The organism is Corynebacterium riegelii, from assembly GCF_001263755.1.
Lineage (GTDB): Bacteria > Actinomycetota > Actinomycetes > Mycobacteriales > Mycobacteriaceae > Corynebacterium > Corynebacterium riegelii.
This window is the reverse complement of sequence record NZ_CP012342.1, coordinates 1,617,420-1,630,762: the sequence shown is the minus strand read 5'-3', so window position 1 is coordinate 1,630,762 and position 13,343 is coordinate 1,617,420. Positions and strand designations below refer to the sequence as shown.

The window sequence follows — 13,343 nt, the reverse complement described above, 5'->3', positions numbered from 1 at the left end:
GGCCTTTCGCTTTTTGCTTATCGACGTTTCAACGAACCCCCGGAGAACCCCATGGCATTCAGACGACGCAGCATTGCCGCTAAGACGGCAGAAGAACTTGACGCAATGGAGGCCGCTGGCCGCATTGTAGGTATTGCGCTGCAGGAGGTACGCGCCGCGGCGAAGCCTGGTGCAACCACGCTTGATCTTGACACCGTTGCGGAAACCGTGATCCGTGACCACGGCGCGATCCCGACGTTTTTGGGCTATCAGGGCTTTCCGGGCTCGATTTGTGCCTCGGTGAACGAGGTTGTGGTGCACGGCATACCGTCGGCAAGCAAGGTGCTCAAAGAGGGAGACCTGGTGTCGGTGGATTGCGGCGCGACCTTCAACGGCTGGGTGGGGGATTCCGCCTGGTCCTTTGGGGTGGGCGAGCTTGCGCCCGAGGTGGATGCGCTGAACCGCGCGACCGAATGGGTACTCGCTGAGGGGATGAAGGCGATGGTGCCGGGCAGCCGCCTGACGGATGTCTCGCACGCGCTCGAGGTGGCGACGCGGCGCGCCGAGCAAAAGTTCGGCGTCGAGCTTGGCATCCTCGACGGCTACGGCGGCCACGGCATTGGGCGTGCGATGCACGAGGAGCCGTTTCTGGCCAACGAGGGCAAGCCGAACCGCGGCCCGCGCATCCAGGAGGGATCCGTGCTGGCTATTGAGCCGATGCTGATTCTCGGCGGGGAAATTGATTCCGATGTGCTTGACGACGACTGGACTGTGGTCACCGCCGACGGCTCGCCCGCAGCGCATTGGGAGCACACGGTTGCGGCGACAAAACATGGGCCGCGCATCCTCACTCCACGGTTTTAAGGGATATACTTTTGCGCATGTTTACCTCTACCCGCCACGGCAAGGCGTCTCCGATGAAGGCAACGATGAAGCGTCGCGTAGCCGCGCTCGCCGCAAGCGTTGGCATTGCCGCAACCTTGATCGCGCAGCCCGCAGGCGTTGCCCAGGCGCAGCCCGCGCCACAGGACTTCTACAGCCAGGTACAGTCCCAGTACTCCTCGCTCGGCTCTAGCAATGACCAGGCGACGCGCGATGCTGCGTGGAACATGCGTAACTCCCTGCGCCAGCAGGCAGATGGGCTTGCAATCTTCGGTGCGCAGGCCCCGGCGCAGGCCAAGAAGCAGATTGACCAGACCGTGGAAAGCCTCTTCCCAGGCCTGATCGCGGAGCGCACGCCGAAGCCTGCGCCAGCCCCTGCTCCGGCTCCCGCCCCGGCACCCACGCCAGCGAAGCCCGCGTTTGACTACGGCCCCTGCCCGAAGGACGCCAAGGTCTGCGTCGACATCTCCGGCCGCCGCTCTTGGCTGCAGAACAACGGCGAGGTCTACTACGGCTCCGTCTACGTCGGCCCGGGCCGTGCCGGCCACGAAACGCCGAAGGGTACCTTCTACGTCAACCGCAAGGTCAAGGACGAGGTTTCCTACCTGTTCAACAATGCTCCGATGCCGTACGCGGTGTACTTCACCAACCGTGGCCACGCGTTCCACCAGGGTGACCCGAGCATCCTGTCCCACGGCTGCGTGCGCATGTACCAGAAGGATGCGCAGAAGTACTTCAACGATCTGCAGCTGGGGGACAAGGTCTTCATCTACTAGGCTGCCACTTTTTGCGCTTTTCCCAGGTGAGGCACTATAGTTGTCCTTTGGCGTGGCAACACGTCATGTAGCAATCCGGAAAATACGTCCAGTACCTGGGAAAACCCAGGTGCGTTAGGAAGTGGAGTGTATGGCAAAAGAAGGCGCAATCGAGGTTGAGGGCCGCATTGTTGAGCCCTTGAAGAATGCAATGTTCCGTGTCGAGTTGGACAACGGGCACGAAGTTCTCGCCCACATCAGTGGCAAGATGCGCCAGCACTACATCCGCATCCTCCCTGAGGACCGGGTCATCGTGGAGCTTTCCCCGTATGACTTGGAGCGCGGGCGTATCACCTACCGCTACAAGTAAGCACTTTTCGCCTCCTTATCCAGGGGCGCTTTCCGTGAAACTCGGTGAGTTTGACGGCGAGGCCTCGTTTACCTTCGGCCACGGTGGCTGAAGCCGCGCGAAACCACAACCCACTCTCCGGCACGGCCCGGACAAAGCGTTGCTTGGCGCGGACGGATAGGGAGAAAACCACCGTAACAACCCGAAAGGAACGTGACCCGATATGGCACGTCTTGCAGGTGTTGATCTGCCGCGTAACAAGCGCATGGAGATCGCACTGACCTACATCTACGGCATCGGCCCGGCCCGTGCCAAGGAACTGCTCGAGAAGACGGGCGTTTCTCCTGACCTGCGCACTGACAACCTGAGCGACGATCAGCTTGCAGCACTGCGTGACGCAATTGAGTCCTCCTACACCGTTGAGGGTGACCTGCGTCGTGAGGTGCAGGCGGATATCCGCCGCAAGATTGAAATCGGCTCCTACCAGGGTCTGCGCCACCGCCGTGGCCTCCCGGTTCGCGGCCAGCGCACCAAGACCAATGCGCGTACCCGCAAGGGCCCGAAGAAGACCATCGCAGGAAAGAAGAAGTAAAACATGCCACCGAAGACTCGTGCTGGCGCGCGTCGTGGACGTCGCGTCGTAAAGAAGAACGTGGCCGCTGGCCACGCGTACATCAAGTCCACCTTCAACAACACCATTGTGTCCATCACGGACGAGACCGGTGCTGTCATCTCCTGGGCCTCTTCCGGCCACGTCGGCTTCAAGGGCTCCCGTAAGTCCACGCCGTTCGCTGCGCAGATGGCTGCCGAGAACGCTGCCCGCAAGGCAATGGAGCACGGCATGAAGAAGGTTGACGTTTTTGTTAAGGGTCCGGGCTCCGGCCGCGAGACCGCTATCCGTTCCCTGCAGGCCGCTGGCCTGGAGGTGTCGTCGATCTCCGACGTGACGCCGCAGCCGTTCAACGGTTGCCGTCCGGCGAAGCGTCGTCGCGTTTAAGGCTGAAAGGAAAGAGGTAAGAGAACATGGCTCGTTATACCGGCCCTGCTACCCGTAAGTCCCGTCGCCTCCGCGTCGACCTGGTCGGCGGCGACATGTCCTTCGAGCGTCGCCCGTACCCTCCGGGGCAGGCTGGCCGCGCCCGCATCAAGGAATCTGAGTACCTGCTCCAGCTGCAGGAGAAGCAGAAGGCTCGCTTCACCTACGGCGTGATGGAGAAGCAGTTCCGCCGCTACTACGAGGAGGCCAACCGCCTCCCGGGTAAGACCGGTGACAACCTGCTGGTGCTCCTGGAGTCCCGCCTGGACAACGTCATCTACCGTGCTGGTCTGGCTCGCACCCGCCGCCAGGCTCGCCAGCTTGTCTCCCACGGTCACTTCACCGTGAACGGCAAGGCGATTGACGTTCCGTCCTTCAAGGTCACCCAGTACGACATCATCGACGTGCGCGACAAGTCCCGCTCGATGCTGTGGTTCGAAGAGGCCCAGGACAACCTGCTTGACTCCGTCGTTCCGGCCTGGCTGCAGGTCGTCCCGGACACCCTGCGCATCCTCGTGCACCAGCTGCCCGAGCGCGCTCAGATCGACGTTCCGCTGCAGGAGCAGCTCATCGTCGAGCTCTACTCGAAGTAGTCGATTTCTTAGCGTCCATAGCGCTTGAAATATCTATCCGTTCCTACCGGCATCAGATAGTGGTTGCCGAATAAGGAGAAGTTCATGCTCATCTCTCAGCGCCCGCAACTGACTGAGGAATACATCGACACCAACCGCTCGAAGTTCATCATTGAGCCGCTCGAGCCTGGTTTCGGTTACACCCTTGGTAACTCCCTGCGCCGCACGCTGCTGTCGTCCATCCCGGGCGCGGCCGTGACCTCCATCAAGATCGACGGTGTGCTCCATGAGTTCACCACGATCAACGGCATCAAGGAGAATGTCTCCGAGATCGTCCTCAACGTGAAAGACATGGTGCTTTCCTCCGACTCTGATGAGCCGGTTGTTATGTACCTGAACGTCGAGGGCCCGGGCACCGTCACCGCTGGCTCCATCGAGCCACCGGCTGGCGTTGAGATCCACAACCCGGATCTGCACATTGCGTCGCTGAATGAGGGCGCACGCCTTGAGATGGAGCTTGTTGTGGAGCGCGGCCGTGGCTACGTCCCGGCTATGCCCAACTCCGGTGGCGAGGTTGGCCGCATTCCGGTCGACCAGATTTACTCGCCGGTGACCCGTGTTGCCTACAAGGTTGAGGCAACCCGTGTTGAGCAGCGCACCGACTTTGACAAGCTCATCATTGACGTGGAGACGAAGAACTCCATGTCCGCGCGCGATGCTTTGGCTTCCGCAGGTTCCACCCTGGTGGAGCTGTTCGGCCTGGCACGTGAGCTGAACACCATGGCTGAGGGCATCGAGATTGGCCCGTCCCCGCAGGAGACGGAGTTCATCGCTGCCTACAACATGCCGATTGAGGACCTGAACTTCTCCGTGCGTTCCTACAACTGCCTGAAGCGACAGGAGATCTCCACCGTTGGCGAGCTGGCTGAGTACACGGAGTCCGACCTGTTGGACATCCGCAACTTTGGCCAGAAGTCCATCAATGAGGTGAAGATCAAGCTGGCTAGCTTGGGTCTGACGTTGAAGGACGCTCCGGAAGATTTCGATCCGACCCAGATCGAGGGCTATGACGCCGAGACCGGCGACTACGTTGATACCAGCGCGGACGACGCTGAGTAGGCAACAGAGTAGAAAGAACATTCTTTGAGCTAGCGCTCACATAACCGCACACGAGGAGTACGAACATGCCTACCCCTAAGAAGGGTGCCCGTCTCGGAGGGTCCGCCAAGCACCAGAACCACATTCTGGCTAACCTGGCTCAGTCCCTGTTCGAGCACGGTGCTATCAAGACCACTGAGGCTAAGGCGAAGATGCTTCGCCCTTACGCTGAGAAGCTGATCACCAAGGCGAAGCGTGGCACGCTGGCTGACCGCCGCGCTGTTGCTGCTGAGCTGCCGAACAAGGATATCGTTGCACACCTGTTCAACGACCTTGCTCCGCTTTTCGACGGCCGCGAGGGCGGCTACACCCGCACCATCAAGCTGGAGAACCGTGCTGGCGACAATGCGCCGATGGTACACATCTCCCTGGTGACGGAGGAGACCGTCTCTAACGAGGCGTCCCGCACCGCCCGCGCTGCTGCTTCCCGCCAGGCTGAGGCCGAGAAGGCTGAGAAGGCAGAAGCAGAGAAGGCTGAGGCAACCGAGGAAGCTGCCGAGGAGGCTGCTGAGGAGCAGAAGTAATCTGCACCGAGCCTTGAAGGCTTTGAACAACCGGCACGTAGGGTCGAAAGGCCCTGAGTGCCGGTTTTCTTTTGCCAGTTACAGTAGTTGCCATGGCTGAGAAGATCCCTTTCATTCTTGATACTGATACTGCGCAGGATGATTGCGTTGCCATCCTGCTTGGGGCAATGAGCGAGCGCGCTGAGATGCTTGGCATCACCATGGTTGCTGGCAACGTTGGTTTTGAGCGTCAGATTCAGAACGCGCAGCTAACGCTGAACGTGATGGGCAAGCTTGGGCAGATCCCGATCTTTACGGGCTGTTCGCAGCCGATGTTGCGCCCGTGGGCGTCGGCGGAGAACGTGCATGGTGATGGCTCGGGTGGGCTGACCATGGATTTTGATGCGGCAACGGCGGAGGATGAGCACGCAGTGGATGCGCTGTTGCGCCTCACGGCTGAGCGCCCGGGTGAAGTTTCCGTGGTGGCGATTGGCCCGCTGACCAATATTGCTGCGGCGATTGTGAAGGACCGCCAGTTTGTGAAGAACGTCAAGAGCCTTTACATCATGGGTGGTTCGAACAACGGGCGCGGCAATATTACGCCTTCTGCGGAGTTCAATTTCTATGTGGACCCGGAGGCTGCCCAGATTGTGTTCACTGCTGGCTTTGAGCGCATTGTGGTGTTGCCGTGGGATCCGGTGACGTTGGTGGATGCCACCATTACGCGTGCGGAGTATGACAAGCGTTGTGCGTTTGGCACCCCCATTTCGGACTTTTTCAAGGCTGTATGTGACACCACGTTGGATTTCAACGAGTCGGTGGGTGTGGATGGTTCGACGCACCCGGATTCGGCTACGTTGGCAGCCTTGCTGTACCCGGAGCTGGTTACCAAGAGCTCGCCGTACCGGGTGGATGTGGAGACGGCGTCTGAGCTGACTCGTGGCTATTCGGCGATGGGTTGGGACAAGTTCGACAACTTCCAGCCGAATGCTGAGGTGATTGAGAAGTTCGATAAGGACGCGTTTTTTGCCATCTTGGATGATCTGCTGCAAACGCAGACCACTCCGGATAAAGAAACGTGGATTGCATAGCTGTGGAGCAGGAGACGCTGCGGATCCGTCTGGATATCGCCTATGACGGCACAGATTTTCACGGGTGGGCCCGCCAGACGGAGGGCACTCGCACGGTGCAGGCCACGATTGAGGATGCGCTGAGTTTGGTTCTGCGCGCCCCGATTACGCTTACTGTTGCGGGGCGCACGGATGCTGGCGTGCACGCGAGCGCGCAAGTTGCACATGCTGATATTCCGACAGCGTCGCTGGCGCAGCGGTCGTTGGGGGAGGTGGGGGCGTTGGTGCGTCGATTAGCAAAATTGCTCCCGGCTGACATCAGGGTGCTTGCGGTGCGCGAGGTGCCCATGCTTTTCGACGCCCGCTTTGCCGCCCTCACCCGCTCCTACACGTACCGGGTGACCACGCACCCGGCGGGGGCGTTGCCGACGCGAGTGCGTGACACGGCGGTGTGGGGCAAGCCGGTGGATATCAAGCGCGCCCAGGAGGTCGCGGACGTGCTGGTGGGGTTGCATGACTTCGCGGCGTTCTGCAGGCCGCGTGAGCATGCGACGACGATTCGGCACGTGCAGTCCTTTACCTGGCACGATGTGTCTACAGAGGCGGAGCCGGAGCTGTACGAGGCACGGATCCAGGCGGATGCGTTTTGCTGGAACATGGTGCGCGCCCTGACAGCGACATGTCTGATGGTGGCCGATGGCCGCAAGGATTTGGCGTGGGCGCTTGAGTTGTTGGGCAAGTCGGCGCGTGATCCGCAGGTGCAGCTGGCGCCGGCGAAGGGGCTGACGCTGACTGGGGTGACGTACCCGCGGGAGGAGGATTTGGCCGCGCGGGTGGCGGTGACGCGGGATAAGCGGAGCTTGTAGCTAGAATGCTTGCGTACTTATCTCTCACCCTGCCGGGCTACTAGTTGGAGGAAACCATGACGTCGACTGCTGCCGTGTGGTTTGCGGTCGTCTTTTTCATGCTTCCCGGCTTTGTAGTCAACTGGGTTGCGGGCATGCGCGTGCCGGCTGCGGTGGCGGCGACGTTGCCTGTCAGCTTCGGCATGATCGGCATGTCTGCCTGGATGTGGGGGCTGACCACGGCGCCGTTTAACTTATGGACGTTCACGGTCAGCTGGGTGCTCGCCCTTGCCGCGGCGGCAGCGTGGCGTTATGCGTTTGCGCGTAGGGCGCGGCGCCGCAGCGGCGAGGTGAGCTGGCGCCGGGCCCTGTTCCCTGGTGATTGGCGCGCGGGCAGCGTGCTGGACCCAGCGTGGGTGCTTCCTGGCCTTGGCGTGGCGGTGGGTGCATGGATGAGCATCACCGATAGGTTGGGGTGGTTGCGCCGCCTACCCAACGGCGTAGACAACATCGTGCAGGGCTGGGACGTGCAGTGGCACGCCAACGCAGTGCGTTTCATCATGGAAACGGGTGTGGCCTCCCCAACGAGGATGGGCGAGCTGCAGAACCTCGAGACCCACGCGGCACTGTTGTACCCCTCTGGCTTCCACGCGGGCGTGGCGCTGTTTGCTGAGGCCGCCGGCCTGGAGCCGATTCCGGCGCTGAACATCAGCCAGATCGTGCTGCCTGGCATTGCGCTGCCGATGAGCATGGCGTGTTTGGTGCTGGCGTTTTTGCGCTCGCGGGGACTGACGGCGCAGATTGCCGCGGGCCTTGCCGCGGCCCTTGTGTACGGCGCACCGCAGATTCTGTGGGTGTCTGATTACGTGGGCATGTGGCCCTACCTGTTTGCCATGACGCTGACCGGCACCGTGGTGTGGCTGTTTCTGCGGGTGCCGTTCCACCATGCGTCGGCGCTGCCGGCGGCGCTGGGTTTCTTAGGCGTGCTGTGCGCGCACCCTTCGGCGGTCACTGTTGTGGTGGTGTGTGTGGCGTTGGCGTGGGTGGCGTCGTTAGTAATCAAGCCCGCGCGCAGCCGGATCAGTGACCTGCTGTGGCTGGGCGCGCCGGCACTGGGGGCCTCGGTGGTGTTCCTGCCGCAAATCCTGGCGGGCTCCACGCAGGCGGAGGAAGTGTCGGGCTGGCGTGCGGACGAGGCGTTTAAAGATACCGATGCCTGGGCGGCTGCCTTCTACATGCAGACGCGCCACGTGGATCAGTTCTTCCCCAACTTTGCCCAAGCGGACGCGGTTTCGGTGCTGTGGCTCGCCCTGATCGGTGCCGTGGTGATGGTGTTTTGGCGCGGTCAGGTGTGGCCGGTGCTGGTGTACGCGATCAGCCTGTGCGCCGCGGTCAATGCGATTGACCAGTTTGATAACGGCTTCGGCACCGCGCTCAACGTGTTGGGCAATCTGCATTACAACACGCCGCACCGGTTGATCCTGCCGGTGGTGATGTGCGTGGTGGCCGCGGTGGCGGTGGCGCTGGCGGCGATGGTGCGGCTGGTAACGCTGGCGCCGTTGGCGGCGCGCTCCCAAAATAGAGCGGCAACATCTGCGGCCACGGCGGCATCCGTGGCGTTGGCCCTAATCCTTGGCGCGGTGGCGGTGCCCGCCGTGCGCGCGGAGACGGTCGCAGGTGCAGAGGAGTCGTTCGAGGCCTCTCGGAGCAGCGGTCGCATGGTCAGCGCCGATGACCTAGCTGCCTTTGATTGGCTTGCCACCCAGCCGAAGGCGTTTGAGGGCTACACCATGGGCGACCCGGCGGATGGGCACTCTTGGATGTACGCCTACAACGGAGTGCCCACCATGTCGCGTCACTACCTGTGGCCCACGGGCGGGCGCGGCACCGCCTTCGACATCACGTACTGGAACGTAGATGCCATCGGCGAGGGCCTGCGCGGCAAACCGCGTGCCACCAACATTGCGGACAAGGCTGTGGAAGCGTTGGATGTGAACTTCTACATGGACAGCCCGGCATCCTTCTGGCATTTCCAGCGCACAAACCAGGAAGCCAAGCTGGGGCTGTGGGCCTCGCACGGCGTGACCCCGGTGTATCGCAAGGGCAGTGTGGTGATCTTCGCTGTCAACGCGGCCTTTAGCCCGGCGGAGATCAAGGAGATGCGTGCAGACGCGCTCAAGAACGGCTCCGATGCCTTGCCACAGCTTCAGCCTGCAGGCGGCACGAGCGCGGCAAGCGGCGCAAGTTTTTAACCCATCGCGGCACGCCCGCGCACCCGCCGAGGTAGGATGAGCGCTACTGCAATTGCGATATTGCAATTGGGGGAAATCGGGGAGGGGTACAAACCATGGCAAAACTGTTGCCAACCACCAAAACGCAGGTTTCTGGCCACCGCTTCATGCGCAGGCGAGTAGAGCACGGCATTGTTTTCGGTGACGTTCGCATGATCCATGATCCGCTGTCATCTCGGCGCCGCGCCATGGTGTTTGGCATGGTGGCGGTGTTGTTGGTCTCTGGGGTGATGGGGTTGTTTGCGTGGATGCGTCCAAACCCGGACCCGGGCGAGGCGCCGATTCTGCGTGCCAGCGACGGGTCCCTGTTCGTGCAGGTGGATGGGGTTGCGCACCCGGTGACCAATCTGGCGTCCGCACGCCTGATTGCGGGCTCTGCCGCGGAGCCGGCGCGGGTGGGGGATCAGTCGCTGGGGCAGCTTCGTAAGGGCGTTCCAGTGGGGATCGTGTCCGCGCCTGCAGTGTTTGCGCCCGCGGATTCGGAGGATGAGTTCTGGTCCGTCTGCCAGGCAGGTACGGATGTGGTGGTGCGCGCCGATCAAGCGCCGGAATCATTGCTGCCCTCGGAGGCGGTGCTGGCCGTGGCGGATAACCGCGAGTGGGTGGTTACCGCCGCGGGCCGGACCCAGTTGCCGCCGCCAACCACCCCGGAAGGCCGCATCATCCGCCGCGGCCTGGGCGTCAGTGCGACCACGCCGCGTTGGTCCCCGCCGCCGTCGCTTATCACCGCACTCAAAGAGCTGCCACCATATGTGCTGCCGCACCCTGCGCCGCAGATCGTGCGCACCCCGGCCGGCGCCTGGCTGCTTGTCAATGGTGCGGTGCAGCCAATCACTCGCCTCCAGGAGCTTTTGCTTATCGACGCCGGCGTGAACCCCACCCACATCACCCAACCCCAACTCGCCTCATACCCGGACCTGGAGCCAGCCTTTGACCTGCGGCTGCCGGAGCAGATCCCGATGTGGGTGGATCCCGCGCGGCGCGCCGTGTGCGTGGATGAGGAGGGCCGCGCCGGGGCCGTGTCCTATGAGGAGGCGTTGCGCGGGGCGGTGCAGCTTTCCGGTACCGCAGCGGCAACGCATTTTGCGGGCCTGCACTCGGGGTCTGTGGGCGTGGACTCCGGCTTCGGGTTCCACGTGGTCTCTGCGAACGGGCTGCGCCATGCGGCCGCCGAGGCCCTAACGTTGGAGACCGTCGGCGTGGCGCGCATCGACACCGTGCCGTGGGGGCTGCTCGCCCTGCTGCCCGAGGGCGAGGCGTTGACGCGGGAAGCCGCGCTGACGGCCACCTACTAGGCGGGTACTGGGCCGGTACTAACGCCGGAGGCTGCGCGCGATCGTCGTTACGCCTGCGAGCAGCAGCGCGGCGGCCAGTGCGATAAGCGCGCGCCCGGGTGCCAAGGAGCGCTCTTTCGCCGCTGGGGTGATGATCAACGGGTCTTGCTCCTCAAGCACCTCGGGTGGCAGCTGGGAGATAACACGCAGCGGGTCGATCGCGCCGTGGCCGGGTTCGGCGGCGGCGAACACCAACTCGCGCACCTGGTGTGGGCTTAAGTACGGGTAGCGCTGCAGCAGCAGGGCAACTGCGCCGGCAACTCTTGGTGCGGCGAAGCTGGTGCCCACGTACTGGGAGATGCGGTCGCGGCCGGCGACGGTGCCGGTGGCCCAGCCCGCACCGTCGGAGGCAAGCGCGTAGGACACGGTGCCGTCGGCGGAGACGAACGGGCCGGGCACGGTAATGGAGTAGTCCGCAAGCGCGTGGTTGGTGGCCCGAGCGCCTACGGCGATCACGGTTGGGGAGTGGGCGGGAATGACGCTGAAGCCCTGCTCGCAGGCTTCGGTGGTGTTGCCGGCTGCGGCTATGACGACGGTGCCGGAGTGTTCGGCGCGCATCAAGGCGTTGTTAATCGGTGCCATATCTACAAGCTGGGCTACCTCCGGCGGCAGGCACGAGACAACAGAGATGTTGATCACGCGTGCGTGCTCATCGAGCGCGTTGTGGATGGCGGCGGCGAGGGTTTCCAGGGTGCCTGCGTATTCGGCAAGCTCGGCGTCGCCGACGCGGTTGCGGTAGTGGGCGGAGGTTTGCCGGATGCTGATGATCTCTGCGTGGGGAGCGATGCCGCGGCTGGTGCCAGCGATGATGCCGGCCACGATGGTGCCGTGGCTGTCGCAGTCCGCAAACGGGTTTGGCGCGCCCGCATCGACAAAGTCGCGGCCGGCAATGAGCTGGTCTAGCTCCGGATGATGGGCCACGCCCGTATCAATGACCGCTACGCGGACGCCGGCGCCGGTGGCGAAGCGGTGCAGCGCATGACGCTCTGGTCCCGGTGCGGGAAGTGGCATGTCTGCCGGTAGGTGGGCGGGCACGGCGCAGGCGTAATCCTGGGCGGTGGCAACGGGGGCAAACGCTGGCACAGGTGTTGCCAGAGCTGCCAGCGCCGCGGCAAGGACACCCGCACGAACACAACGTCGAGCGCGCATGATCACAGTCCCCGGATCAGTCCGAAGAGGCCGGTGAGCTGCACCGCAAGCGGGATCACTGCCATGATTGCGGCGGCCTCGGCGCGTTCGAACCACACCACCGTGGTCGGCTCCAGCGTGGGTAGGTGTGGCGCCCAGAGCGGGGTGGTGCTGATGCCAAGCAGAAGCAGTACCGCCAGCACGATCAACACAGGGTGTGGGTCCTGGGCCACGATGACGGCGCCAAATAATGCGCAGAGTGCGGCCAGGGTGGTCAGCGTTAACGCCACTCGGGACGCCGGGTAGTGGTGGCGGGTGGCGTGCAGCCCCATAGCGCCCGCGGCGGTCAACGCAAACGCCGAGACCCATCCAACGCGGCCGTCCGCATGCCAGCTGATCACAGCAAAAGCGGGGATGGTGCAGATGGCAACGGCAATCGCCATGGCGTCCGCAATCGCGATCGCGTTGGCGCTGCGAGCGTCCACATCCAGCTGGTAGCCGTCAGAGCCGGTGAATTCCTCGCCGGCCGTGGGGATGCGCGGGATCTGTAAGCCGGCCGCGCGGCTGGCCACGCCGGGGATAGCCATGACGGTGACTAGTCCCGCGAGTACGGCCAAAGCTGCCGGGGCGTCCCGGTCGGGCAGCCACGCACCCAAGGCGGCGACGCTGACCACCACCGCGGCGGTGCAGTAGGCGGCGGCAAGCGCCGGCCCAACGAGGCGCACCACGGCACCCGCCGCCATGGTGGTCAGTGCGGCAAACGCCCCGCTCATCGCTGCCACCGCCAGATCTCCTGGCCCCATCCAGGTGGCGCGCGGTCCAGCAACAAACGCACCTACCGCAAGCGCGGTGATCGCAGGCACGAAGCCGTACAACACACGTGAGCGCGACACCGCCGCCACTACCAACACCACCATCGCGCACGCCGCCAAGGCGACGGGCAGCGAAGCAAAGCAGCTGGCAATCCCGGCAATGCCCACCGCGCCGACAACGCCTGCGACAACATCTAACCCGCGTGCCTCGCCAGTACCTTCGGCGGCAGCGCTCAGTGACTCGGCGGCGTCGCGAACCACAGGGGCAGAGGGCGGTTCGATGGGGTGGAAGGTGATCACGGAGCCGTCGAAAAGCCGAAGCTTATGCAGCGGTGTGTGCATGTCCAGCGGGGCACCTGCGACGGTAGTGGCCTCCCACGGGCGGTGCACCTGCGGAATGTCGATCATGCGCGCAAGCTCCGGCAGCACCTCTGCCAGCGTGGATGCGGTAGGCAGTGTGACATCGATGTCGCGGTGAGTTGACGCTACCGAAACCCGCACCGTGACACGCACAACGTGGTGCGCCGATGTAGCAACCATGGTTCTATCCCCCCAAAGTAAGTGTTTGCGCGGACCCCCTTTTTTAAGCCGCGCAGCTGGCCATCAGTATGCACCAGCGCAGAAGCTGT

Annotated in this window: 14 protein-coding genes; 12 read left to right on the top strand and 2 right to left on the bottom strand. The window is 63.4% G+C overall.

Translation table 11 applies throughout. From position 1 onward, the window contains the following. Window positions 1–51: 51 nt before the first annotated feature. The 12 genes from map to eccB all read left to right on the top strand — a co-directional run bounded on the left by map (window position 52) and on the right by eccB (window position 10,735). Window positions 52–843: a type I methionyl aminopeptidase gene (map, locus tag AK829_RS07875; protein ID WP_052205359.1), complete on the top strand. Its 792-nt coding sequence runs from the start codon at window positions 52–54 to the stop codon at window positions 841–843. Window positions 844–860: 17 nt separating this feature from the next. Then, complete coding sequence (locus tag AK829_RS07870; RefSeq protein ID WP_052205358.1) at window positions 861–1,637, top strand: L,D-transpeptidase; 777 nt, start codon at window positions 861–863, stop codon at window positions 1,635–1,637. A gap of 130 nt (window positions 1,638–1,767) precedes the next feature. Then, window positions 1,768–1,986, top strand: coding sequence for a translation initiation factor IF-1 (gene infA, locus AK829_RS07865; RefSeq protein WP_052205357.1), 219 nt, complete (start codon window positions 1,768–1,770; stop codon window positions 1,984–1,986). Window positions 1,987–2,188: 202 nt separating this feature from the next. Then, window positions 2,189–2,557: a 30S ribosomal protein S13 gene (gene rpsM / locus AK829_RS07860; RefSeq protein ID WP_052205356.1), complete on the top strand. Its 369-nt coding sequence runs from the start codon at window positions 2,189–2,191 to the stop codon at window positions 2,555–2,557. Between the two features lie 3 nt (window positions 2,558–2,560). Then, entirely contained in the window at window positions 2,561–2,962 is a 402-nt protein-coding gene (gene rpsK / locus AK829_RS07855; protein WP_052205355.1) for a 30S ribosomal protein S11, read from the top strand. A 26-nt stretch (window positions 2,963–2,988) separates the two neighbouring features. Further along, complete coding sequence (rpsD, locus tag AK829_RS07850) at window positions 2,989–3,594, top strand: 30S ribosomal protein S4 (protein WP_052205354.1); 606 nt, start codon at window positions 2,989–2,991, stop codon at window positions 3,592–3,594. An 84-nt stretch (window positions 3,595–3,678) separates the two neighbouring features. Further along, complete coding sequence (locus AK829_RS07845; protein ID WP_052205353.1) at window positions 3,679–4,692, top strand: DNA-directed RNA polymerase subunit alpha; 1,014 nt, start codon at window positions 3,679–3,681, stop codon at window positions 4,690–4,692. A 65-nt stretch (window positions 4,693–4,757) separates the two neighbouring features. Beyond that, window positions 4,758–5,255: a 50S ribosomal protein L17 gene (gene rplQ, locus AK829_RS07840; protein ID WP_052205352.1), complete on the top strand. Its 498-nt coding sequence runs from the start codon at window positions 4,758–4,760 to the stop codon at window positions 5,253–5,255. A 92-nt stretch (window positions 5,256–5,347) separates the two neighbouring features. After that, complete coding sequence (locus AK829_RS07835) at window positions 5,348–6,325, top strand: nucleoside hydrolase (protein WP_052205351.1); 978 nt, start codon at window positions 5,348–5,350, stop codon at window positions 6,323–6,325. Further along, the gene (gene truA / locus AK829_RS07830; RefSeq protein ID WP_232305705.1) at window positions 6,313–7,170 is read left to right on the top strand and encodes a tRNA pseudouridine(38-40) synthase TruA; all 858 of its coding nucleotides are present in this window, start codon (window positions 6,313–6,315) and stop codon (window positions 7,168–7,170) included. Before AK829_RS07835 ends, truA begins: the two co-directional genes overlap by 13 nt. A 56-nt stretch (window positions 7,171–7,226) precedes the next feature. Beyond that, on the top strand, window positions 7,227–9,401 hold the full coding sequence (locus AK829_RS07825; RefSeq protein ID WP_052205349.1) for a DUF6541 family protein: 2,175 nt from the start codon (window positions 7,227–7,229) through the stop codon (window positions 9,399–9,401). A gap of 95 nt (window positions 9,402–9,496) precedes the next feature. Beyond that, window positions 9,497–10,735 (top strand): type VII secretion protein EccB, encoded by a 1,239-nt coding sequence (gene eccB, locus AK829_RS07820; RefSeq protein WP_083439797.1) that lies wholly within the window; start codon window positions 9,497–9,499, stop codon window positions 10,733–10,735. An 18-nt stretch (window positions 10,736–10,753) separates the two neighbouring features. On the opposite strand, the gene AK829_RS07815 is transcribed toward eccB, so the two are convergent. Both AK829_RS07815 and eccD read right to left on the bottom strand, forming a co-directional pair. After that, the gene (locus tag AK829_RS07815; RefSeq protein ID WP_052206454.1) at window positions 10,754–11,923 is read right to left on the bottom strand and encodes a S8 family serine peptidase; all 1,170 of its coding nucleotides are present in this window, start codon (window positions 11,921–11,923) and stop codon (window positions 10,754–10,756) included. 2 nt (window positions 11,924–11,925) lie between these two features. Further along, window positions 11,926–13,254: a type VII secretion integral membrane protein EccD gene (gene eccD / locus AK829_RS07810; RefSeq protein WP_052205348.1), complete on the bottom strand. Its 1,329-nt coding sequence runs from the start codon at window positions 13,252–13,254 to the stop codon at window positions 11,926–11,928. Window positions 13,255–13,343: the final 89 nt, after the last annotated feature.

Coding starts and splice junctions, on each gene's coding strand:
- map (WP_052205359.1), top strand. CDS start 52: ATGGCATTCAGACGACGCAGCATTGCCGCTAAGACGGCAGAAGAACTT.
- AK829_RS07870 (WP_052205358.1), top strand. CDS start 861: ATGTTTACCTCTACCCGCCACGGCAAGGCGTCTCCGATGAAGGCAACG.
- infA (WP_052205357.1), top strand. CDS start 1,768: ATGGCAAAAGAAGGCGCAATCGAGGTTGAGGGCCGCATTGTTGAGCCC.
- rpsM (WP_052205356.1), top strand. CDS start 2,189: ATGGCACGTCTTGCAGGTGTTGATCTGCCGCGTAACAAGCGCATGGAG.
- rpsK (WP_052205355.1), top strand. CDS start 2,561: ATGCCACCGAAGACTCGTGCTGGCGCGCGTCGTGGACGTCGCGTCGTA.
- rpsD (WP_052205354.1), top strand. CDS start 2,989: ATGGCTCGTTATACCGGCCCTGCTACCCGTAAGTCCCGTCGCCTCCGC.
- AK829_RS07845 (WP_052205353.1), top strand. CDS start 3,679: ATGCTCATCTCTCAGCGCCCGCAACTGACTGAGGAATACATCGACACC.
- rplQ (WP_052205352.1), top strand. CDS start 4,758: ATGCCTACCCCTAAGAAGGGTGCCCGTCTCGGAGGGTCCGCCAAGCAC.
- AK829_RS07835 (WP_052205351.1), top strand. CDS start 5,348: ATGGCTGAGAAGATCCCTTTCATTCTTGATACTGATACTGCGCAGGAT.
- AK829_RS07825 (WP_052205349.1), top strand. CDS start 7,227: ATGACGTCGACTGCTGCCGTGTGGTTTGCGGTCGTCTTTTTCATGCTT.
- eccB (WP_083439797.1), top strand. CDS start 9,497: ATGGCAAAACTGTTGCCAACCACCAAAACGCAGGTTTCTGGCCACCGC.
- AK829_RS07815 (WP_052206454.1), bottom strand. CDS start 11,923: ATGCGCGCTCGACGTTGTGTTCGTGCGGGTGTCCTTGCCGCGGCGCTG.
- eccD (WP_052205348.1), bottom strand. CDS start 13,254: ATGGTTGCTACATCGGCGCACCACGTTGTGCGTGTCACGGTGCGGGTT.